The following is a 22,066-nucleotide window of genomic DNA, read 5'->3' on the forward strand; positions in this document are numbered from 1 at the left end:
AGCAAATCGTATCTGAAGAAGGGTGGACAAACATGAAGTCTGATGTGTGTAAGAGCGTCTCCAGTCTCATCATCATCCCTTGCCTGAACGAAGAAAAACATATCGGTGCGCTGCTCGACAAGCTGGGCGCCGAGCTCGATCATATGAATGCGAAGATCGTCGTCGCCGACGGCGGCAGCCGCGATGCGACCCGGGACATTGTCGCAGCGCGCAGCGCAAACGATCCCCGCATCCTGTTGCTCGACAATCCCCGCCGCATCCAGAGCGCCGCCATCAATCTTGCCGTAGCCACCTTCGGGCGCGACTACGAATACCTGATCCGCATCGACGCCCACGGCGACTATCCTGATGACTACTGCCGCCAGCTCGTTCGCGAAGCGATCCGCACCCAGGCGGACTCCGTCGTCGTGGCGATGGAAACGGTTGGTTTCGGCATCTTCCAGAAGGCAACCGCCTTTGCCCAGAATTCGAAACTCGGCAACGGCGGCTCCAAGCATCGCCAGGGCGCCAAAGGCCACTGGGCCGATCACGGTCACCACGCGTTGATGCGGATTGCCGCATATGATGCCGTTCGGGGATACGACGAAACCTTCAGCCACAACGAAGACGCCGAACTCGATTATCGTCTGAAGAAGGCAGGCTTCGGCATCTGGATGACCGACAAGACGCGGATGATCTATTACCCGCGGTCGAGCATCGCGACGCTGTTTCGGCAGTACATCGGCTATGGACGCGGACGTGCCAAGAACATTCTCAAGCACCGCAGCATGCCGAGCGTGAGGCAGATGCTGCCGCTTCTGGTCGTGCCGGTATTCATCGGCGCCTTTCTTGCCGTCCTCAACTGGGCCGCGGTCATTCCGTTCAGCCTCTGGGCGGTCGCCTGCGTCGGCTATGGCTTCTGGATGGCGGTTGGACAGCGCAACCCCTATGGGCCGCTCGCGGCCGTTTCGGCCATGATCATGCATTTCGCCTGGTCGGCCGGCTTCTGGATGGAGCTTCTCAAATTCCGTGGACGAAAGGCCTCGTGATGAACGAACGGAATACGACCCGGATCGATATCGGCGTCTGCACCTATCGCCGCGCCTCGCTCGACGAGGCGCTTCTTTCGCTTGCAGTGCTGTCGGTTCCCGAGAATGTGGATCTGCGCATCATCGTTGCCGACAATGACAAGGTGCCAAGCGCGCGTGAGCGTGTGGAAGCGTTGCGCGCCACCATCCCCCACGAGATTGCCTACGTCCACTGCCCCGCGTCGAACATCTCGATCGCGCGCAATGCCTGCCTGGAAGCCGCGACCGGCGACTTTCTGGCCTTCATCGACGATGACGAGGATGCGAGCGAGGAGTGGATCTCCGAACTGCTTGCCGCCGCGGTCGCGACCAAGGCGGACGCAGTGCTAGGCCCTGTGCGCAGCGTCTATTCATCGACCGCGCCGGACTGGATGCGCCACGGCGACTTCCACTCGACGCTGCCCGTCTGGGTCGGCGGCGAGATCCGCACTGGTTACACCTGCAATGTCCTGTTACGGCTTGGCTCGCCGCATGTGGCCGGCCGCCGCTTCAATCTGGCACTGGGACGGACCGGAGGCGAGGACACGGAATTTTTCGCTGAGATGCATGCCGAGGGCGGCGCGATCGCCTATGCGGAGAAGGCTTACGTGTACGAACCGGTCACGGAAAACCGTGCCGATCTGGTGTGGCTCGCCAAACGCCGCTTCCGTTTCGGCCAGACGCATGGCCGGTTGCTGCTCGAAAAGAGCACCGGCGTAAAACGCTTGCGACAGATCGGATTGGCCACCGCAAAAGCCGCCTTCTGCTATGTTGCGGCACTCGGATGCGTCGTCGTCCCTGTCCCGCGTTACCGCTACGGCCTTCGCGGCGTCATGCACTCCGGCGTCGTCAGCGGGCTGCTCGGAATCCGCGAAATCCGTCAATACGGCACGGCGGAGGCTGCATGACGCCATCGGCACCTGATGTCACCTTCATCATCGCAGCCTACAATGCGGCCGACACCCTTGTCCGGGCGATCGACAGCGCGCTGGCACAGACCGGTGTTTCGGTCGAAGTCATCGTCGCGGACGATTGCTCGACGGACGAGACGAGAGCAGTTGCTGAGAGCTATGCCGGCGCGAACGTCCGCCTGCTGCCCCTGCCCCGCAATGGCGGACCGTCGGTGGCGCGCAACGCCGCGATCGCCGAGGCCAAAGGCCGCTGGCTGGCGGTGCTCGATTCCGACGATGCGGTTGCGCCCGAGCGCATGGCCCAAATGATCGCGCGTGCCGAAAAGGCAGGCGCCCAGATTGCCGTCGACAATCTCCGCGTCATCAGGGCTGATGGCACGCCCGCCGAGACGATGTTTGCCGAAAGCACGCTGCGGGAAACGCCTGAACTCACCCTGTCGGCCTTCATCCGCTCCAACGCGCTCTTCGAGTCGACCCACAATTTCGGCTACTTGAAGCCGGTATTCCTGCGCAGCTTCATCGAAAGCCACGGCCTCGAATTCGACGAGGCATTGCGGATCGGCGAGGATTACCTCTTCCTTGCCGCCGCATTGGCGCTTGGCGGTCGCTGCGTCATCGAGCCCGCTGTCGGCTACGATTATCACATCCGCGCGGGCTCCATTTCGCGCGTACTTGCCCTTCATCACATCGACGACATGATTGAGGGCGATAAGAATTTCCTCGAACATCACCGGCTGGATTCCGAAGCTGCGGCAGCGCAGACATTTCGGACACGCAGCCTTCACAAGGGACGCGCCTTTCTCGTGCTCGTCCAGAACATTAAAGATCGATCGGTCTTCAGCGCGATCAGAACTGCCTGGAACGATCCGGGCGCGTTGGCTCACCTACGCATGCCTGTTTTCGCCCGGCTCAACCGCGCGATGATGCCCCTGCGGAAACTGACTGGCGCCGATACCGATCTCCCAGCCATCGATGGCACGACCCGCTCCCCGCAAAGGATAGAGCCATGAACCAACGGAACCTCACCTTGCACAGCACACTGGCGAAACCGGCCGACGATTCCGACTCTTTCATCGACATTGATCGGCTGATTGCAATTGTGATCCGGAGAGCGGGTTCGGTAGCCCTCTGCGTCGGCGCCATGGTGGCGATCGCCGTTGTTTATCTGCTGTTTGCGACCGCGCAATACACGTCGATGACACAAATCCTGCTCGACGACAGCATGACGCGCTATGCGCAGGATGCCCCGCCTGTCGCGAATTCGCAGCAGATCGACATGCAGATCGCAAGCGCCGTCGAAATCCTGAAGTCCAACGAATTGGCGCTGAGGGTCGTCGACGCCGAAAAACTGCAGGACAACGACACCATCCTCGAGCCGCCGCAGTCTCCCGCCGCCCTGGTGAAGGCCGGCGTCAAACTGATTGCAAGCGCGCTGCTGCCTCGAAAGCTTCCCGCCAACGAAAATGATGCCCGCAACGGCCGCCGACAGAAGGCCGCGGCTCTGTTGCAGGACGCGCTGGCGGTATCACGCGTCAACCGAAGCGCGGTTCTCGCCGTTTCGTTCCGCTCGACCGACCGCCTGCTCGCGGCCCGCATCACGAAAGCCTATGCAACCGCCTATCTGAGCGACCAGCTCAACGCCAACTTCGACGCGACTGAAAGCGCATCAGTCTGGCTGCAGCAGCGCCTGGCTGACCTGCGCGAACGCTCGCAGCAGGCAGCTCTCGTAGTGGCCAAGTTCAAGGCCGATAACGGCCTGACCTCAGCCAACGGCGAGCTGATGTCGGAGCAGCAGCTTGCCGACCTGAACAAGCAGTTGATCGTCGCCCAGGCCGACACCGCCAGCGCTTCCGCGCGCTACAACCAGTTCAAGTCGATCATCGATCTTGGTCCGGAGAGCGCCGTCAATAACGCCGCCGTCTCGGCCGGCCAGGCGGATAACAGTGTTATCAAGGATCTGAGAACCCGCTATATCACCGTCAGCAAGCGCGAACAGGAAGTGACGACCAATTTTGGCGAGGATCATCCCCAGGCCGTTGCGCTGCGCTCTGAGAAGCTGGATGTCTCCCGCCAGATCTATCAGGAACTGCAGCAGCTGACCGCAAGCTATCGCAATGAGTTCGAGGTCGCGCGTTCCCGTGAAGCCTCATTGCGGGCCAACATCGATCACCTGACCGGCAAGAACTCCGAAGCTGACAAGTCGCTGGTTCAGCTCAACGATCTGGAACAGCGCGCCGCTGCGCTGAAGACGCTTTATGAGTCCTACCTCGGGAAATATGAGGAAGCCTCACAACAGCAGTCCTTCCCGATCGCCAAGGCGCGCGTCATCTCGGAAGCTGGCGTACCGGTTTCGCCGTCCAGCCCGAAGAAGACAATGACCCTCGGCCTCGCCATCGTACTCGGCCTCATGGCTGGCGGCGCGCTGACGGCATTCCAGGAATTCCGCGAACGCTTCTTCCGCGTCGAGGGTGACGTTCGCACGATTCTCGGTCTGAAATTCCTGGGCTATCTGCCGCTCGTTGGGAAAGGCCCGCGCGAAAAGAAAATCTTCCGCCCGAAGGCAGCAACGGCCGCGCCGCCGCAGAGCGATCCAGCCCCGGACAGCGGCGCCACCTTCGAACGTATCATGCGTGTGGTGCTCGAGGCGCCCCGCTCGGTCTTCGCGGAAACGCTGCGCAACGCCAAGCTGGCAAGCGACGTGATGTTCCAGGGCAAGTCGGATCGCGTCATCGGCGTGGTCTCGGCGATGCCGGGAGAAGGCAAGTCCACGACAGCGGCCAATTTCGCCGCCCTGCTCGCCTCCAGCGGCAAGCGAACCCTCCTGATCGACGCCGACCTTCGCAATCCCGGCCTCACGCGCATGCTGCGGACCCCGCCCCAGTACGGTCTGGTGGAGGCCGTGCTTGGTGAGGTTCCATGGGCGAGCGCCGTAAAGGTCGACCCGGTCAGCAAGCTTGCCATCCTGCCGGTGCTGTCCAACGACCATCTGATGCACACCAGCGAACTGCTGGCATCGCAGGGCATGTTCAACCTCATGGAAAATGCCCGCAAGATGTTCGACTATATCGTCGTCGACCTTGCGCCTCTCGGTCCTGTCATCGACGCCAAGGCATTCGCCCCGCAGGTCGACGGCTTCCTGTTCGTGACCGAATGGGGATCGACGCCGACCAACGTCGTGCGTGATATTCTCAACGCCGAGCCGCAAATCAAGTCGAAGGTTCTGGGTGTGATCCTGAACAAGACCGACATGACCGAACTTGGCAAGTTCACGAACTTCGGCGCAGCCGAGCGCTATCGCTCGAAATATGTAAGCTACTACGCGGACGAGACGCCGAAGGCGCGTGAGCCGGCAGAAGCCGGCACCTGATCAGGTCGAGAAAAGGTGGACGCGGCCCTGCCAGAACCGCGCCACCGTCAACCGTCCGCTGCGGAACGCGCCGGTGTCGAGGTTAAGACGCGCCGGCTGTACATCGGGCTTCTCGACCGGCGTATGGCCGTGAACGACAAGCTTTGGAAGCGGCACCGGGCTTTCAAAGAAGCGATGGCGGATGAAGACGAGATCGTCATCGCTCTGCTCCTCGAGCGACAGGCTCGGTTCGATGCCCGCATGCACGAAGAGAATGTCAGGCGTATCGACGAGGATCGGCAGCGATCGCAGGAAGTCGATATGAGGTTTCGGCAGGGACTGCCTGATGAACGCATCAAGCTTGGCAGCTGTCGGGAAGATCAACGGCAACTGATCCGGATCCAGCCCGTACGACCGCAGCAACTCGTCCGAGCCCATCGGCAGCCAATCATTGAAGGAGATTCGCCCATCGATGTAGTCGAGCATGACGATCTCGTGGTTGCCGGTCAGGCAGACACGATCGAAATTCTGCGGCGGCGGCGCCATGAGATGGGAAATCACCTGCGCCGACGAAGGCCCGCGGTCTATGTAGTCGCCCAGCGTAACGATGAGCTTACGGCCCGGTAGCTTCGAAGCGTCTTCAACGATCGCCTGCTCGGCGCGCTCAAGCAGATCGTGCCTGCCGTGAATGTCGCCTATGGCGTAGATCGGCATGTCGCCGGGATCGATATGAAGCCGCGTTCGGGCGGTCGATGCCATACAAAACCTCGCATTATCGTCTGTCGCGGCTGTCGAATGCTGCCAGCGACACATAACTATCCCGCTGCTTACGACAATCAAGCGCGTAATAAAATTCCAGCAGCACCCGTATTTCTAGAAAAACCGGTCTTACCATCGCGTGAGCGATACAGCATTCCTTAGACCCTTGGCATGATTGAAGGCAACCGATGGGAAGCGTATCGCAGTTTCACAACGGAGAAAGGCCCGTCGCTCATCGCATCGAGAGCGAAGAGGAAGCCTTGGCGGTCGCCCGGCAGCTGTCTGCATCCTTCGCGCTACAGTCGAGCGAACGCGACATCAACCGCATCCTGCCTCATACCGAAATCGACGCACTTTTCGCCTCCGGGCTGGGTGCGGTCACCGTGCCGCCGGAGTTTGACGGGCTCGACATCGGCAACGCCCTGCTCGGGGAAATCGTAGCGATCATAGCGGAGGGCGATCCCTCGATCAGTGAATGCCTCGAACGGCATTTCTCGACATTGGAGCGCCTGAGGGAAACCGGAAGCGAAAGCCTGCAGCAGGTTCTGTACGAGCGTGCATTGGCGGGAGAGAGGTTTACGACGGCAATCCTTCAGGACACGGCAACCATTCACGCCGACCAGCTCGCTCATCGGATCACCGGCCGAAGCCTGCCCGCCACCGCCCTGCTCTTTTACGACTGGATAGCCGTCATCGGGATAGATCAGGCAGGCGAGGGAATGGAGTTCTATCTGCCGAGGGATGCTGGCGGATTGCAGTGTCTCGATGATTGGGATGGCTTTGGCCAACGAACCAACGGGACCGGCACACTGGTTGCGACTGACGTGCGCGCCGCCGGCGACACCACGGCTCATGTCGATCCATCGACGCCCTCTCTCGTGCTGGCACTCGAAGCCCTGATGCATGCGGGGACCGCGCTTGGAATAGCGCGCAGCGTGCTGGCGGGCCTCTTGGAGCCTCAAAGCTCTTCGCGACTGGGAAAACTGATGATCGACATAGAGGCAACGGCCGCGCTGATCCAGCGCGCTGGCGGACGTATCGACCTCGCCCAGGTCGGCCCCTCCAACCGCTCGATCGAAGCGGCAACCTTATCGGCGCTGGCGGCAAAAGCAATTGCGGGCACGACGGCGCTCGAAGCATCGGGCCTGCTGTTCGAGCTATCCTCGACCGCGACAACGAGCATCGGTCTCAATCTCGATCGACATTGGCGCAACGCGCGGCTGCATGGCGCAGGTCACACCACAGCGGAAATCTACAGCCGCGTCGGCAACCTGCAACGCAACGATGGGTGAGGCTTACTTTGCGGCCTTCAGCGGAGCCGCATCTTCGTTTTCATCGATCTTGTTGCCCGATGCCACGAACTGCTCGAGCGTCATGTTGTCGAGAATGTCGGCGATCGCGTCCCGAACTTCGGTCATGGAGCGTCGCACCTGACAGGTCTCGGGATCAAGACAGTCGTCGCATGCTTCGAAGGCGGTGCGGCTGGCGCAGCGGATTGGGGCCAACGGCCCATCCAGCGTGCGGATCACATGCCCGATGCGGATATCGGATGCGGCCCGCGACAGCGAATAGCCGCCGCCGGGCCCCTTCTTGGAGCGGAGAATACCGACGTTGCGAAGTTCCAGCAGGATCGTATCGAGGAACTTTTTGGGAATGTTGTTGCGAGCGGCGACATCATTGATGAAGGCAGTTTCTCCCGGCGCGAGACGCGCGAGATCCACCAACGCCTTCAAGCCATACTTTCCCTTTTTCGTCAGCATGTTCGTTTGCCCTGCCGCCCTGTATCCATCCCCATCAATCAGCAAATAACGCCAAAAGCGTGAACACACAACAAATAGCTATCATTTATATAGTTTATGTTTGCAGATCGCGTGGGGATAGTAGACCTGAAGAATACTCCGGTTCCGCACTTTGGCGGGCACGCTATACGAACGCCTGGCTGTTTAGCCCCGTCCCGTGCCGGTCGGCGTGGGGCCGCCGCTCATGAAAACGCCGAATGCAAGCGCGACCATGAGGATCACGAAAATGATCGCGCCGAGCACCGCCCAGATCGACATCCTTCGCCCCTCGGCAATCAGATGCTCCTCGCGCGCGACGGTCGGCTCCGGTCGCGGAGAGGAAGTACCTGCTCTTGGTTCATCTTGCGCCATGACATACCTCTGCAACCAGACCATCGGCAGAGAACGATCGGTCCGGTCCTCAGACCAGCGGATCTCGTCCTTCTGCGGCACTCTCATTGAGTTCCGCGGCGATATCTTCCGCATCCTGCTTGCTGAGACCGACGAGATCGCGCCCGTCGGTCGCGGCCGGCAACGAAGTAAAGGTGTCGATGACCGACCATCCGCCAGGCGTCTCCCTGCGGACCTGGTAGCGTGGAAGCTCCTCGGGCTCGTCGCATGTCATCTCGGCCACCTCGCGAATACTCGCTACGATATGTGTTGCGACCTGCGCGCCCGACAAGGACGGCGCTTAACTTTCGCCATCGGGAACGTTGGTCTTCAGTTCCTTTATCCAAATCCGCGCGTTGCCGTCGGAGGGCGCGCGCCAATCGCCTCGCGGCGAAAGCGATCCGCCCGATGTCACCTTCGGGCCGTTCGGCGACGCGGATCGCTTGAACTGGCTGATCGTGAAGAAGCGGAACAGGAAAACCTCCATCCAGCGGCGAATTGTCGGCAGGTCGAAGCTCCTGCGTTTGTCGGCCGGGAAATGCGGCGGCCATACGCCGGACTTCGCATCGCTCCACGCCTGGTAGGCAAGGAACGCGACCTTGGACGGGCGCAACCCGAACCGCGTCGTGTAATACAGGAAGAAATCATGCAGGTCGTAAGGACCGATCTTGTCCTCGGTGCTCTGCATCACGCCGTTTTCGTCGGCCGGAACCAGCTCCGGCGAAATCAGGGTGCCCAGGATACGCTCCAGCGTGGCCTTGGTTTCCGCGTCGAAGTCGCTCGTGCGAATAACCCAGCGAATGAGGTGCTGGATCAACGTCTTCGGCACCGATGCGTTGACGTTGTAATGGCTCATCTGGTCGCCGACACCGTAGGTCGACCAGCCAAGGCCGATTTCCGACAGGTCGCCGGTGCCGAGCACAAACGCGTTGCGCTGGTTTGCCGCCCTGAACAGAAAGTCGGTGCGCAGGCCCGCCTGGACGTTCTCGAACGTCGTATCGTAAACAGGCTCGCCACCGGCGAACGGATGCTTGAGATCCCGCAGCAGCTGCAGCGCCAGCGGCTTGATGTCGACCTCTTCGGCTGACACGCCCATGCTCCGCATCAGAGACCAGGCGTTCGACTTGGTTTCGTCGCCGGTCGCAAACCCCGGCATCGTGAAGCACAAGATATCCGAGCGCGGCCAACCCAGCCGATCGAAGGCGCGGGCGGCGACGAGCAGAGCGTGGGTCGAGTCGAGCCCTCCCGAGATGCCGAGGCAAAGCCGCTTGATGCCGGTCGAGCTCAACCGCTTCATCAGCCCCTGCACCTGGATATTGAAGGTTTCGTAGCAATCCTGGTCGAGCCTGCTGGCATCGGCCGGCACGAAGGGGAAGCGCGCGACGTCACGCTCGAAGCCGACGTCTCCGGCAGGCTTCGCAAATGAAAAGCGAACCGTGCGGAACTGCCTGTCCGCCGTCAGATTGAGCGTCGCAGCGTCGTTGAACGTCCCGGTCCGCAGGCGTTCGAGGCGCAGCCGCTCGAGATCGACATCGGCGACGCACATCTGCGACTCGGTGGGGAAGCGATCCGTCTCCGCCAGCATGGTGCCGAGCTCGTAGACGCAGGCCTGGCCGTCCCAGGCAAGGTCGGTGGTCGATTCACCGGGGCCCGCGGCGGAGTAGATATAGGCCGAGAGACTGCGGGCTGACTGCGCGGAGCAAAGCAGCTTGCGTGTATCGGCCTTACCCACGGTGATGTTGCTTGCGGAGAGATTGGCGAGGACCAGCGCGCCGGCCAGCGCGCCGAAATCGCTCGGAGGCGCCGGCGCCCACAGGTCTTCGCAGATCTCGACATGGAAGATGAAATCCTGCAGCTCCTCGGCCGCAAAAATCAGATCCGTGCCGAACGGCACAACATCGCCGGCCACAGTGATGCTGCGACCTCTGACGTCCCTCCCCGACGCAAACCAGCGCTTCTCATAGAATTCGCGGTAGTTCGGAAGATGGGTCTTCGGCACGACCCCGAGAACCTTGCCGGCATGGATCGCGATCGCGCAATTATAAAGACGTCCGCCGCTTTGCAGCGGAGCGCCGACGATCAGCACCGGCGTCAGATCCTTGCTGGCCCTGACGATATCGGCGATCGCCGCATCGACCGATCTCAACAGCGCATCCTGTCCAAGCAGATCGTCGATCGAATAGCCGGAGATACCGAGCTCCGGAAAGACCATCAAGCCGACGCTGCGTGTATGGCCCTGGCGCGCGAGTTCGAGCGTTGCCGCTGCGTTGAAATCCGGATCGCCGATCTCGCAGCTCGGCGTGCATGCCGCCACGCGGACAAATCCTTGATCGTAAACCGAATAGAAATTCACCAATGCCTCCAGCAGCAAAGCGCCCTGCCCAACCATTACATCCAAAAGCGCTGCGGCAAAACCATATCTGCCGACGACGCCCCCGCTCTGCAAGCCTACCGAAAGGTTGCACGCGCTTGCATGACCGCAGGTTGCATACACCAAAGATCAAGTGCGATTAGGGGCAAAAAATTACAAAACTGTCATAAAACTATGAGCGACGCGGCCTATATCGCACTCCCGCGCCCCTTCTGCATGCCTTCTAGTAGAGCGATGAATGTCTGAACCTGCCCATGTCCGCGCCGGACTGCTTCGGGAATCTTTTCCCGGTGAGCGCCGCGTTGCGTTGACGCCGGACGACATTCGCCGACTATCCAGCCGCTTTACCTTTCTGTTCGAGCCCGGATGCGGCGAGTCCGCCGGCTACAGCGATCCCGACTACATGAAAGCCGGCGCGCACGCCGCTGCACCAGCCGACGTCGTACAATGCGATCTCGTCGTCAGCGTCCGCAGACCGGAGAGGTCCGTCCCCAATCACACTGCTACCGTCTTTCTCGGAAGCTCGGCACGCGCTGCAAACACCTCGCTCGGCCCGTCGCTCGAGCTCGAGCTCGCGCGCCTCGAAGGCTTTGCGGATGCTGCCGCAATGGATGCGGCCACCACGCAGGCTACCGTTCTTGGCCATGCTGCCGTCCTCGAGGGCGTACGGTTGATGAAGATCGGACATTCGATGCTGACGCTGGAAGGCAGCTTCGTCCGCCCGATCAGAATGGCAGCCATCGGCGTCAACACGGCATCCCTGCAAGCGATTGCAACCGCCAGAAAGCTAGGCGCCCTCACCCACGTTTTCGGCTTGAGCGAGATCGATCGAGCGAAAGTGGAGCGACTGGGAGCAAAATTCTCGGCGATAGACACGGCAATCCTGGCTGCCGGTCTCAAGCCCGAGCAAGCTCGCCGGCAACTCGGTCGTCAGCTTGCCTCGATGCAGATGATCGTCACGAACCTCCACGAATCAGGCAGCGCCGCCCCGGTGCTGATCGACGAAGAAACGCTCAGCTCCCTGCCCCCCGGCTCGGTCATCATCGACCTTGCAGCCGCGAACGGAGGAAACTGCGCATTCACGCGCATCGATCAAACAGTGACCGCGCACGCAGTCAGCATCGTCGGCTCGACGCTGCTCGCAAGCAACGAAGCCGCCGAAGCAAGTCGATTGTTCAGTGATTGTGTCCGACGACTGCTCGAACACTTGGTTGAACCCGGGGAACATCTTTGGCTGCAGCGTAAGGATGCGGTCTTGGATCGTCTTATGGGCAGATCGGACGGAGAGAAACCAAGGGCTTCATAACCGGGACAGCACGCCTCTCTCGCAATAATGCTGCATTGCAACATTGTTCGCCGGCGAAAGAGATGTCTTCCATGCCATTGAGAACATTATGTTTTCTGAATGGCTAATAAAGGGATTATTGCGGCCTTTGCCACAGTTGCCTTTCTGCAACAGCCCGATGTTGCATCGCAAATAAAACGAATTATGACTGTATCTATGATTGATACATTTAAGCCAAAATGTAATTTGCCGGTCACGGGAACATCACGTCCCCGTGAGGGCTTGTTTTGAAATTGGGGTAGGTAGGGGCCGTTCTCGGCAGCAATGACCTGTGCCCAATCCTAAATAGATTGGACTCAACTATGACTATTCGTATGATGCTCATCAGCTCGGCAGCGGCTCTCGCAGCCGTATCGGGCGCTCAGGCTGCAGACGCTATCGTCGCTGCTGAACCGGAAGCTGTAGAATACGTTCGCGTTTGCGACGCTTACGGCACCGGCTACTTCTACATCCCGGGCACGGAAACCTGCCTCAAGATCAGCGGCTACATCCGTACGCAGGTCAACGCCGGCCCTAACGCCAGCGCGACGACCGGTAACGGCTCGACTGTCGCTAACAATTCGGACTGGGACATGTACACCCGTGGTCAGGTTCAGTTCACCGCCAAGAGCGACACTGAATACGGCCCGCTCACGGGCGTTATCGTTCTGCAGACCAATGCGGACAACGCCTCCTCGCAGGCTGCCGTCCTCGACTCCGCTTACATCGACATCGCCGGCATCCGCGCCGGTCTGTTCTACAGCTGGTGGGACGATGGCCTCTCCGGCGAGACCGACGATATCGGCTCGAAGGTAACCCTCCACAACTCGTTCCGCTACCAGTACGAAGCTGACAGCTTCTACGCCGGCATCAGCGCCGACGAACTGGAAGACGGCGTCTTCAAGACCGGCGAAAACGGCAACAACATTGGCATCGCAGTCGGCCTCGGCGGCAAGGCTGGCATCTTCACGTACCAGATCACCGCTGGCTACGACACCGACAACGAAGAAGGCGCTGTTCGCGCTATGGGCACCGTTGCAATCGGTCCTGGCGTTCTCGGTCTCGCAGGCGTCTACTCCAGCAACCCGAACTCCTACTACAGCAAGTCTGAGTGGGCTCTCGTTGCTGAATACGCCATCAAGGCAACCGACAAGCTGAAGATCACCCCGGCCGTTCAGTACTACGGCAACTACGGCGCGATCAGCGGCAACACCGACTTCGCCAACGTCGATGCTTGGAAGTACGGCGTAACCGTCGACTATCAGATCGTCGACAACCTCTATGCCAAGGCGACCGTCAACTACCTCGACGCCGACAACGCCGACGGCGTAACGACGGGCTTCTTCCGCCTGCAGCGCGCATTCTAATATTTTCGGGCGCCACTCTCCTTCAATCACGCCGGATACTTTGATCCGGCGTGATTGAAGAATGGCGCCCGAAACAGGTGTTTCTGATCAGATTGACCTCCGATCAGTTTACGGAAGGTGGCGCGGTTTCCCTGCCGAGCCACCTTTTGCTATTGGCTGAATTTTTATTCCGCCGCGTCACGCCGATCGGCCGCGGATGTCTCGGCCGCCGCGAGCTTTTGCCTCTCCACGTCGAGGCGACGCAATTCTGCCACGCTATCCTCCACGGTCACTGATCCCAGCATATCGACAACCGCCTGTTCCGCCCGATCGCAGAGATATTCGGAAAGATCGCCGATATTCTCGCCCACCAGACCTTCGTGGGGAATCTCGTGCCTAGTGGCCCAGAGCCGCTTGTTGCCGGTGACGACGGCATAGATTTCGCCCAGCTGGATTTCGTTCCTCGGGCGTGCCAACCGCACCCCACCCTTGCCGCCCACCGAAGCGACAAGAATATTCGCTTCCGTCAGCGGCAGAAGAAGTTTGCGCACGAAGCTGGAACTGGTGTCCAGCGCCACCGCCAGCGACTGGCTTGTTGTCCGAGTTCCCGCTTCATCGTTCACCGCGACGCTTATCACGATTTGCATGGCTGTCGAGAAACGAGTGTCGATCATCTCGATCTGAAGTCCTGTCCTAGTCCCCATCCCACGACGTGAACCGCCGCAGATTTTTTGTCCCAAACCAGATATTTCCGTGAAAATTTGGTTGTCAAGAATTGGGACCTAAAATCACGGTTGTTTGAATGCCTAGCCGCGCCCGAAAGCCTTGAGCTTCCCTTAGAGCCACCCGATTCGCCTCAGAACCCACAGCGTCGCGACGGACGAGATCGTCACGAAGGCGACGATGATGATGAAGGCCCAGGTGTCGTTGACGCCGGGGATGCCGCCGACATTCATGCCGAACAGACCGGCAACGACGCTTGGAGGCAGAAGAAGGGCGGCAAGTGCCGCGAGGCGATTTGAATTGCGCGCGATGCGTTCGCTGATAACGGTCGACAAATCGTCGTGTAGAATGCCCGTACGATCGCGGATCGCGTCTAAATACTCGATGAAGCGCATGAGCTTGTCGATCACCTCGCGTAGCCGCAGCTTGTCGCGCTCGACAAGCCAGGTTGCGTCATCGTGCTCGATCCGGCTGAGAGCGTCACGCTGCGGAGCAAGGTAGCGGCGCAGTTGAACAGACCGCCGACGCAGCAGCTTCAGCCGTTCGCGGACCTCGCCTGCGTCACCATGGAAGATCATCTCGTCGAGCTCGTCGACTTCCTCGTCCATCGCATCCAGCACCGGCTCTAGATCGCGCACGAGCTTGTCGCCGATGAGCGCGAGAAGGTCGCCGCTGCGCTGCGGCCCCTTCCCCTTTTCCAGCGCGGCACGGATATCGCGAAGAGCCGTTATGTAGTGCCCGCTATCGCGCAGCGAGACGACACGGTTGACGTCGACCCACAGATGCAGAGGTACAAGATCGATGTCCGGATGCGGCTCTTCGGCCTCGTCGGGCGACGTCGCGCAGACACCGCGCAGAATGATGAGAAGACCTTCCTCGACGGGCTCGACGCGCGGCCGCGTTTCCTCTTCGAGCAGCGCTTCAGCCACAAGCGGATCGAAGCGTCCTTCGACGTTGACCCAGGAGGCCGCCGCCGGATGATCGCGCTCGAGATGAAGCCAGATCACACCGTCGGAGGGCTTCCAGGCACACATGCCGGCCATGTCGAGCTGCCGACAGCCACCCTTGCCATCCAACAGCAAGGCGAAGCGTATTCCGGGTTCGGCCCCGTAGCTGATCCGGGTGATATTTGCAGCTGTCGTCTCCATTCGCCGAACCTCAAAAATGCAGGAAACACAGAAGCTTGCCGTCCGTGATTCTAACACCTCGTATGAGTCGCGCAACATCATTGAAAACAAAAACGCCCGCCGTTGTGGCGGGCGTTTCGTTTGCCGTCAGCCTAGCTGCGCGGCTTGAGATTCTCGGGGTCGTAGATCGGCTTGTAACCGATGCCGACGACCTCTACCGGATAGGTTTCGCTGAAATACTCGACCTGCAGCTTGCGGCCGACCTGGCAATAATCCCAGGGCAGATATGCAAGCGCGATGTTCTTGCCAACAGTCGGGCCAAAGGCGACCGAGGTCGTGAACGAGCGTCGACCGAGTACGTCCACCAGCGTCTTGCCGGTCTCGGGATCGAGAACCGGCATGCTACCGACCGGATACCGGGCGACACCCTTTGCGTCGACGTTTTCAGTCATGACAAGCGTGCAAAGCATCGCCGGCTGGTGTTCGCGCGCCTTGTATTCCAGATGCTTCGCCTTGCCACGGAAGTCGGCTTCCTTGACCTTCGGACGAGCGAGATCGGCTTCCAATAGATTGTACTCGGTCAACAGATCGGCGTTCTGCAGGCGAAGGCTCTTTTCCATGCGGCGCGAGTTGGCGTAGGTTTCGACACCGAACGCCATGACGCCGGTGGAACGTAGCGCGTCCCATACCGCCAGGCCGTCCTCATACTTCATATGAAGTTCCCAGCCCTGTTCGCCGACATAGGAGATCCGGAAGGCGGTAACGGTCTTGCCGGCAATCTCGATCGGCTTGATCGCTGCGAAAGCAAAATTCTCGGCATCGAGACCAGCCGGATCGGCAACCACCTTCTTCAGCGTCTCGCGGGCGTTCGGACCCCAGATGCCGACGGTGACGAACGTCTCCGAGACATCGGTGACCGTGACGTTGAAGCCCTTATCCTCGGCAATACGCTTGATGTAGTTGAAGTCACGCGGGCCTGCATCGGCGCCATCGATGACGCGGCAGCGGTCGGCCATGCGGATGATCGTAAGGTCGGCGCGCACCATTCCCTCGTCATCGAGGAAGTGGGTGTAGATGCCCTTGCCGATGTTCGCGTCGCCGCCAATCTTGGCAGCGGCAACCCATTCCATTAGCTCGACATGGTCAGGACCTTCGATATCGAACATGTAGAAGTGGCTGAGGTTGACGATGCCGCAATCCTCGCTCATCGCCAGGTGCTCGGCGTTGGAAACGCGCCAGAAGTGACGGCTGTCCCACTCGTTCGCGCGGACAGGAACGCGGTCGCCATATTTCTCGAGCAGGTGCTCGTTGGCAGCGTAACCATGCGCACGCTCCCAGCCGCCAAGCTCCATGAAGTAGCCGCCGAGTTCCTTTTCGCGCTCGTAGAAGGGCGAGCGCTTGACGTTGCGGTTGGACGCGTAGGGTTCGCGGGTATGCACGGCCGGGAAGTAGATCTTCTGCGCCGCCTCGAAACACCGGCCGGCGATGAAATCTTCGCTCAGCTGGTGCGGATAGAAACGCGAATAATCGATGCTGGCGTGGTCGATCTCGGTGCGACCGTCCGTCATCCAGTCGGCGATCAGCTTGCCGTAGCCCGGGCCATCCTTGACCCAGATGGCAACGCAATACCACAGACCGCGCACCTTCTGGCTTTCGCCGCAGGAAGCGCCGCCGCCGGCCGAAACCTGCAGCAGGCCGTTAAACGAGTGGCCTTCATTGTAGCCGAGTTCGCCGAGGATGGGCGTCAGCTCCATCGCACGCTCGAGAGGCTCGATGATCTGCTCCATTTCCAGGTCGCGCTGCGAGGGAGACAGACGCGCCTCGTGCTTTTCAAGAAGCTCGCGCGGATGGCACATGCGGGGATTGGTCGTTTCGTAGTAACCCCATTCGATCTGGCCACCTTCGGTGGTCTTCGGATCGCCGGTGTCGCGCATGTAGGCGGAATTGCCCTGGTCGCGCAGAAGCGGGAAGCCGATTTCCTTGCCAGTCCCTTCGAACTCGTTATACGGCCCGAAGAAGGTCAGCGGATGGTCAACCGGCATGACCGGAAGATCTTCCCCGACCATCTCGGCAATGAGACGGCCCCAGAGGCCGGCGCAGACGATGACATGGTCAGCCATGATCGTGCCGCGATGCGTTACGACGCCCTTGATCCGGCCGCCTTCGACGATCAGCGACTTTGCGGGCGTATTGGCGAAAACCTTGAGTTTGCCGGCTTTCTCAGCGGAATCGACCAGCTTGCCGGCGACCGTCTGGGAGCGCGGAATGACGAGGCCGGCGTCCGGGTCGAACATGCCGCCCATCACCTGGTCTTCCTCGATCAGCGGGAACTTTTCCTTGATCTCGGCGGGGCTGACATAGTGAGCGCGCGTGCCGAAGGCCTTTGCCGAGGACAGCTTGCGCTTGATTTCTTCCATCCAGGTGTCGTCGCCGGTACGCGCGACTTCGAGGCCACCGATGCGGGCGTAGTGGCCCATCTTCTCGTAGAAATCGATCGAGTAGAGCGTCGTCCAGACCGAGAGATTGTCGTGGCTGGTCGTGTAACAGAAGTCAGAGGCATGCGCCGTCGAGCCGATATCGGTCGGAATGCCCGACTTGTCGATACCGACGATATCGTCCCAACCACGCTCCACCAGATGGTGGGCAATCGACGCCCCCACTATGCCGCCCAGCCCGATGATGACGACCTTTGCCTTCTGAGGAAACTCTGCCATTGCCTGTGACTCCGAATGAAGATGTGGCGCGACTGTAAGCCCTGCCGAAGCAAAATTGCAGCCTTTCTGCGACACAATTCGCAAGCCGCGCGACTGTCGTCACGATCGTCGCGGAACCCTGCGCCTCATCCCGGCAACCGGTCACCAATCGCCGGCCCCGACCGCCGCAACGAACCCGCCGAACGCGGATGGCTCGCGCGAGCTGATGTCATAGATACAAGGGGTAGCGAACACGATCGCCCCCAGAAGAAGAATGATGAACAGCTTCATTGGTACCTCCTGTTTGCGAGATTCGCCGCGGCTTGACGCCGCGACGAACCCGCTTGCAATCAGACAATATTAAGCTCGACGGCGATGTTGCCGCGTGTCGCTTTTGAGTAAGGGCAGGTCTGGTGCGCTTCCTCGACAAGCGTCCGCGCCAGCTCGGCATCGAGGCCCGGCAGACGAACGTTCAGCCGCGCCTGCAGGAAGTAGGCGCCATCGGTGGTTCCGAGGTCCACTTCGGCATCGACAGAAAGGTCCGCAGGCAGCTTTACCTTGTGCTTGCCGGCTGCAAGCCCGATGGCGCCGATGAAGCAGGCCGACCATCCGGCGGCGAAGAGCTGCTCGGGGTTGGTGCCGGCGCGGGCGCTTCCGGGAGGAGAAAGCTTGATATCCAGCTCACCATCGTCGCTGCGCGCAGCGCCGTCACGGCCGCCGGTGGTATGGGTCTTGCCGGTGTAGAGAACCTTCTCGATCTTAGTCATCGAACACTCCGTTGTTGCGCCGCTCTTTGCGGCTGCGTTGACGAGGTGGTTTTTGCCAAGTCGAGGTATCCCGCATGTTTCGGAAACATGGAGAAATGTCACAAAGCGTAGCGGCCGGTTTTGTGGATACGATACGCTACAAATGCAACGCGCCCCCGTGGGGCGCGCGCATCAGCCGATGGTGATTTCCGCCGCCAGCCCGCCGCCGTCGCGGTTGTAGAGCCGGACCGATCCGCCGAGCGCGGCGGCCAGTTGCTGGGCGATGGCAAGGCCGAGCCCTGCCCCGCCTGTCTCGCGATTGCGCGACTGTTCGAGCCGGAAGAACGGTTGCATCGCCGCCTCCAGCTGCTCTTCCGGAATGCCCGGCCCCCGATCCATCACCGTGATGGCGATCCGGCCATCCTCTTTGCGCTCGACGCTGACATCGGCGGATCCGGCGAACTTCAGCGCATTGTCGATGAAGTTGGAAAGGATGCGCCGCAGGGCATGCGGCTTGGTCGCCGCCGTACCGCTGACCGCGCTGACGAGGGACACTGCTTTGCCGGTGTCTTGATAGTCGTAACAGATGCTCTCTACGAACGATGCCAGATCTATGCGGGAGAGCTTCTCGCCATTGCCGTGCGAGCTCCGGGCATAGGCGATGCCGTCCTGCACAAGCCGCTCGATCTCGCCGAGATCGTGCAGAAGCTTGGTTTTCTCGTTTGAATCATCAGCCATGTCAGCGCGCAGACGCATGCGCGTGATCGGCGTCTGCAAGTCGTGGGAGATCGCCGCCAGGATCTGGACGCGCTCCTCGAGATAATGCGCGATCCGATCGCGCATCGCGTTGAAGGCGCGCGCGGCATGCGCGACTTCGCTTGGTCCGCTATCGCTGAGCAGCGGCGCCTTGGTGTTGGGATCAAGCGCATCCGCGGCGGCCGCGAGATCGGCAAGCGGTCGAATAGCCTGTCGCACCGCAAGCCATGCACAGAGCACGACGAGCAGCATCTGGATGCCGAACACATAAGGCAGCCACTGCGCGATCGGCATGACGCCCCTCGGCGTGATGTCGATCGTCAACGGGCTACCGTCGCTCAAGGTCAGATGCGCCTGCAGCCGGGTTACGTCCCCGGGGATCTTCTCCATGCGGATGGGAAAGCGACTGCCCGCGGCATCCTCGATCTTGGCGGCGATTTCCGCGCCACGGCTGGAGGTGTCGGGAGTGCCGGCGATGCCCGGTCCAAGGACGAACTGATAGTTGCCGCGGCCCAATCGATCGACCAAGGCCGCGCGCTCGTCGGCTGGCAGCCGGTCGAGCACAGCGATCGATGTTGCGACATCGCTCTCGAGCGTTCCGAGCATCACCGCTTTCGCCGACATCGAGCGCTCCGTGTAAAGAACGCTGAAGGAAAGCCCGTAGGCAACCGCGAGCCCGGCAAGCAGGATGATGAACAACCGGGACCTCAGGGTTCGCGGCCAGAACCCGACAAGGCTGACGGCGCCTCGACTGCTCATTGCCTGGTCTCCGCGATCTCAACCGGAACCGACAGCACATAGCCCTCGCTGCGAACCGTCTTGATGTAGGTCGGCTCGCGCGCATCGTCGCCCAAACGCTGACGCAGGCGGCTGACCAGCAGGTCGATCGACCGATCGAAAAGATCGGCATCCCGGCCCTGCGTCAGGTTGAGCAGCTGATCGCGATTGAGAACACGCTGTGGATGATCGATGAAGACCTTGAGCAAGCGGTATTCAGCACCGCTCAACGCAATCGCGGTGCCGTCCTTGTCGAGAAGGTGCCGCGAGACGGTATCCAGACGCCATTCCCCGAATATCAGCAGCTGCCCGGCTTCGCTGATCTGCAAATTGGGCGGCAGCATCCGTGTCCGGCGCAGCACCGCCTTGATGCGGGCGAGAAGCTCGCGCGCGGCGAACGGCTTGGCGAGGTAATCGTCGGCCCCCATCTCGAGCCCGAGGATGCGGTCCATTTCGTCGCTGCGCGCGGTCAGCATCAGGACCGGCGTTGCCTTGTGCTTCCCGGCACGCAACTCGCGACAGAGAACAAGGCCGTCATCACCGGGCATCATCACATCAAGCACGATCAGGTCGACAGTGTTACCGTCCAGGAAGCTGCGCATCTGCCGACCGTCGGCGGCTACGGTCACCCGCAGCCCGTTCTTCGTCAGATAGCCCGACAGCAGCTCGCGGATTTCGCGATCGTCGTCAACGATCATGATATGATCGACATGCTCCATGAACTTCTCCACGCTGCGCACCCAGAAGGCAGCCTCGACTCTCTTTAGCCTGCGAAGCGCAAATTGAATATCCCGCGCTTCGCACCGCGCTCCGGCTTAAAAATGATCGACGTCGATCACGGCCTTGGCAAAGGCTTCGGGCGCTTCCTGCGGCAGGTTGTGTCCAATGCCGCCGGTGATGGTCCGATGCTCGTATCGGCCGGTGAACTTGCCGGCGTAAGCCGCAGGCTCCGGATGTGGTGCACCATTGGCATCGCCTTCCATGGTGATTGTCGGCACGGAGATCGAAGGACCCATTGCCAGCTTCTTTTCGTAGGCGTCGTACTTGGCTTCGCCTTCGACGACGCCGAGGCGCCAGCGATAATTGTGGATCACAACGGCGACGTGATCGGGATTGTCGAAGGCGGCAGCCGATCTCTCGAAGGTCGCATCGTCGAAATTCCACTTCGGCGATGCCGTATGCCAGATCAGCCGCGCAAATTCGCTGCGGTTGGCCTCGTAGCCAAGCTGACCGCGCTCGGTCGCGAAGTAGAACTGATACCACCAGGCAAGCTCGGCCTTCGGCGGAAGCGGCTTCCGGTTGATCTCCTGGCTGCCGATCAGATAGCCGCTAACCGAGACCAGCGCCTTGCAACGCTCGGGCCAGAGCGCCGCCATGATATCGGCGGTGCGCGCGCCCCAGTCATATCCGGCAACGACCGCCTTTTCGATCTTCAGCGCATCCATGAACGCGATGATGTCGGCGGCGAGCGCCGCCTGTTGGCCGTTTCGCGGGGTCTCGGCTGAAACGAACCGGGTTGTCCCGTAGCCGCGCAGATAAGGAATGAGAACGCGGTAGCCGGCGTCCGCGAGCAGCGGTGCGACGTCCACATAGCTGTAGATGTCGTAGGGCCAGCCGTGCAGCAGCAGCACGACGGGACCGTTCGCCGGACCTGCTTCGGCATAACCAATATCGAGCACGCCAGCCCTGATCTGCTTCAGGGCTTCAAAGGAGCTGTGCTTGCCGGCCATCGAGGCGGTTGCGGGAGGCTGCGCCGCCTGCGCTGCGCGCCCTGCAAGGCCTGACATGCCGATCTCGGCAGCGGCGACAGCCATGGCGGTGATGCCGAAAAATCGGCGGCGATTGATCCCCTGGGACATTGATCTCTCCTGCGTTTGAATATGACCCGAAGAAAACAGCCTGCGTGTATCGTCGATGTGTCGCACGCGACCTTTTTTGAATGGAGATGTAGCGAGCAGCCCTCCGGATACAAT

At 60.9% G+C, this 22,066-nt stretch carries 20 protein-coding genes; 7 read left to right on the forward strand and 13 right to left on the reverse strand.

Translation table 11 applies throughout. The features are described from left to right. The first annotated feature begins 32 nt into the window (after positions 1-32). The 4 genes from ASE04_RS31110 to ASE04_RS03840 are packed head-to-tail and all read left to right on the forward strand — an operon-like array spanning position 33 to position 5,324. Positions 33-1,028 (forward strand): glycosyltransferase family 2 protein, encoded by a 996-nt coding sequence (locus ASE04_RS31110; protein ID WP_056812402.1) that lies wholly within the window; start codon positions 33-35, stop codon positions 1,026-1,028. Beyond that, the gene (locus ASE04_RS03830; protein ID WP_056812243.1) at positions 1,028-1,954 is read left to right on the forward strand and encodes a glycosyltransferase; all 927 of its coding nucleotides are present in this window, start codon (positions 1,028-1,030) and stop codon (positions 1,952-1,954) included. Before ASE04_RS31110 ends, ASE04_RS03830 begins: the two co-directional genes overlap by 1 nt. Beyond that, positions 1,951-2,967: a glycosyltransferase family 2 protein gene (locus ASE04_RS03835; RefSeq protein WP_056812246.1), complete on the forward strand. Its 1,017-nt coding sequence runs from the start codon at positions 1,951-1,953 to the stop codon at positions 2,965-2,967. Before ASE04_RS03830 ends, ASE04_RS03835 begins: the two co-directional genes overlap by 4 nt. Next, the gene (locus ASE04_RS03840) at positions 2,964-5,324 is read left to right on the forward strand and encodes a polysaccharide biosynthesis tyrosine autokinase (RefSeq protein ID WP_056812249.1); all 2,361 of its coding nucleotides are present in this window, start codon (positions 2,964-2,966) and stop codon (positions 5,322-5,324) included. The genes ASE04_RS03835 and ASE04_RS03840 overlap by 4 nt, the downstream gene beginning before the upstream one ends. On the opposite strand, the gene ASE04_RS03845 is transcribed toward ASE04_RS03840, so the two are convergent. Next, on the reverse strand, positions 5,325-6,062 hold the full coding sequence (locus ASE04_RS03845) for a metallophosphoesterase (RefSeq protein ID WP_056812253.1): 738 nt from the start codon (positions 6,060-6,062) through the stop codon (positions 5,325-5,327). A 188-nt stretch (positions 6,063-6,250) separates the two neighbouring features. On the opposite strand from ASE04_RS03845, the gene ASE04_RS03850 reads away from it, so the two are divergent. Next, entirely contained in the window at positions 6,251-7,354 is a 1,104-nt protein-coding gene (locus ASE04_RS03850) for a monooxygenase (RefSeq protein ID WP_056812255.1), read from the forward strand. 3 nt (positions 7,355-7,357) lie between these two features. Here ASE04_RS03850 and ASE04_RS03855 read toward each other — a convergent pair whose 3' ends face one another. The 4 genes from ASE04_RS03855 to ASE04_RS03870 all read right to left on the reverse strand — a co-directional run bounded on the left by ASE04_RS03855 (position 7,358) and on the right by ASE04_RS03870 (position 10,583). Further along, on the reverse strand, positions 7,358-7,822 hold the full coding sequence (locus tag ASE04_RS03855) for an RrF2 family transcriptional regulator (protein WP_056812258.1): 465 nt from the start codon (positions 7,820-7,822) through the stop codon (positions 7,358-7,360). Positions 7,823-8,005: 183 nt separating this feature from the next. Then, complete coding sequence (locus tag ASE04_RS03860) at positions 8,006-8,212, reverse strand: hypothetical protein (RefSeq protein ID WP_156408701.1); 207 nt, start codon at positions 8,210-8,212, stop codon at positions 8,006-8,008. 49 nt (positions 8,213-8,261) lie between these two features. Further along, the gene (locus tag ASE04_RS03865; protein ID WP_056812405.1) at positions 8,262-8,465 is read right to left on the reverse strand and encodes a hypothetical protein; all 204 of its coding nucleotides are present in this window, start codon (positions 8,463-8,465) and stop codon (positions 8,262-8,264) included. Positions 8,466-8,531: 66 nt separating this feature from the next. Continuing rightward, positions 8,532-10,583 (reverse strand): NAD(+) synthase, encoded by a 2,052-nt coding sequence (locus ASE04_RS03870; RefSeq protein WP_056812407.1) that lies wholly within the window; start codon positions 10,581-10,583, stop codon positions 8,532-8,534. Between the two features lie 256 nt (positions 10,584-10,839). Between ASE04_RS03870 and ASE04_RS03875 the strand changes: the two genes are divergently transcribed. Continuing rightward, the gene (locus ASE04_RS03875; protein ID WP_082597243.1) at positions 10,840-11,907 is read left to right on the forward strand and encodes a hypothetical protein; all 1,068 of its coding nucleotides are present in this window, start codon (positions 10,840-10,842) and stop codon (positions 11,905-11,907) included. A gap of 341 nt (positions 11,908-12,248) precedes the next feature. Continuing rightward, the gene (locus ASE04_RS03880; RefSeq protein WP_056812263.1) at positions 12,249-13,292 is read left to right on the forward strand and encodes a porin; all 1,044 of its coding nucleotides are present in this window, start codon (positions 12,249-12,251) and stop codon (positions 13,290-13,292) included. Between the two features lie 164 nt (positions 13,293-13,456). On the opposite strand, the gene ASE04_RS03885 is transcribed toward ASE04_RS03880, so the two are convergent. The 8 genes from ASE04_RS03885 to ASE04_RS03915 form a co-directional block, all read right to left on the reverse strand. Next, positions 13,457-14,011, reverse strand: a complete 555-nt coding sequence (locus ASE04_RS03885; protein ID WP_244490327.1) for an RrF2 family transcriptional regulator — start codon at positions 14,009-14,011, stop codon at positions 13,457-13,459. A 96-nt stretch (positions 14,012-14,107) separates the two neighbouring features. Further along, positions 14,108-15,142: a CorA family divalent cation transporter gene (locus tag ASE04_RS03890; RefSeq protein ID WP_056812269.1), complete on the reverse strand. Its 1,035-nt coding sequence runs from the start codon at positions 15,140-15,142 to the stop codon at positions 14,108-14,110. A 131-nt stretch (positions 15,143-15,273) separates the two neighbouring features. Continuing rightward, positions 15,274-17,835, reverse strand: coding sequence for a GcvT family protein (locus ASE04_RS03895; protein WP_056812272.1), 2,562 nt, complete (start codon positions 17,833-17,835; stop codon positions 15,274-15,276). 141 nt (positions 17,836-17,976) lie between these two features. After that, entirely contained in the window at positions 17,977-18,105 is a 129-nt protein-coding gene (locus ASE04_RS31885) for a hypothetical protein (RefSeq protein WP_274533861.1), read from the reverse strand. Between the two features lie 59 nt (positions 18,106-18,164). Beyond that, the gene (locus tag ASE04_RS03900; protein ID WP_056812275.1) at positions 18,165-18,581 is read right to left on the reverse strand and encodes an organic hydroperoxide resistance protein; all 417 of its coding nucleotides are present in this window, start codon (positions 18,579-18,581) and stop codon (positions 18,165-18,167) included. A 171-nt stretch (positions 18,582-18,752) separates the two neighbouring features. Further along, positions 18,753-20,075, reverse strand: coding sequence for an ATP-binding protein (locus ASE04_RS03905; protein ID WP_056812278.1), 1,323 nt, complete (start codon positions 20,073-20,075; stop codon positions 18,753-18,755). Continuing rightward, complete coding sequence (locus ASE04_RS03910; protein WP_056812281.1) at positions 20,072-20,812, reverse strand: response regulator; 741 nt, start codon at positions 20,810-20,812, stop codon at positions 20,072-20,074. Before ASE04_RS03910 ends, ASE04_RS03905 begins: the two co-directional genes overlap by 4 nt. A 96-nt stretch (positions 20,813-20,908) precedes the next feature. Continuing rightward, entirely contained in the window at positions 20,909-21,952 is a 1,044-nt protein-coding gene (locus ASE04_RS03915) for an alpha/beta fold hydrolase (RefSeq protein WP_056812286.1), read from the reverse strand. Between the last annotated feature and the right edge of the window lie 114 nt (positions 21,953-22,066).

The sequence above is a fragment of the Rhizobium sp. Root708 genome (assembly GCF_001429725.1).
Taxonomy (GTDB): Bacteria; Pseudomonadota; Alphaproteobacteria; order Rhizobiales; family Rhizobiaceae; genus Rhizobium.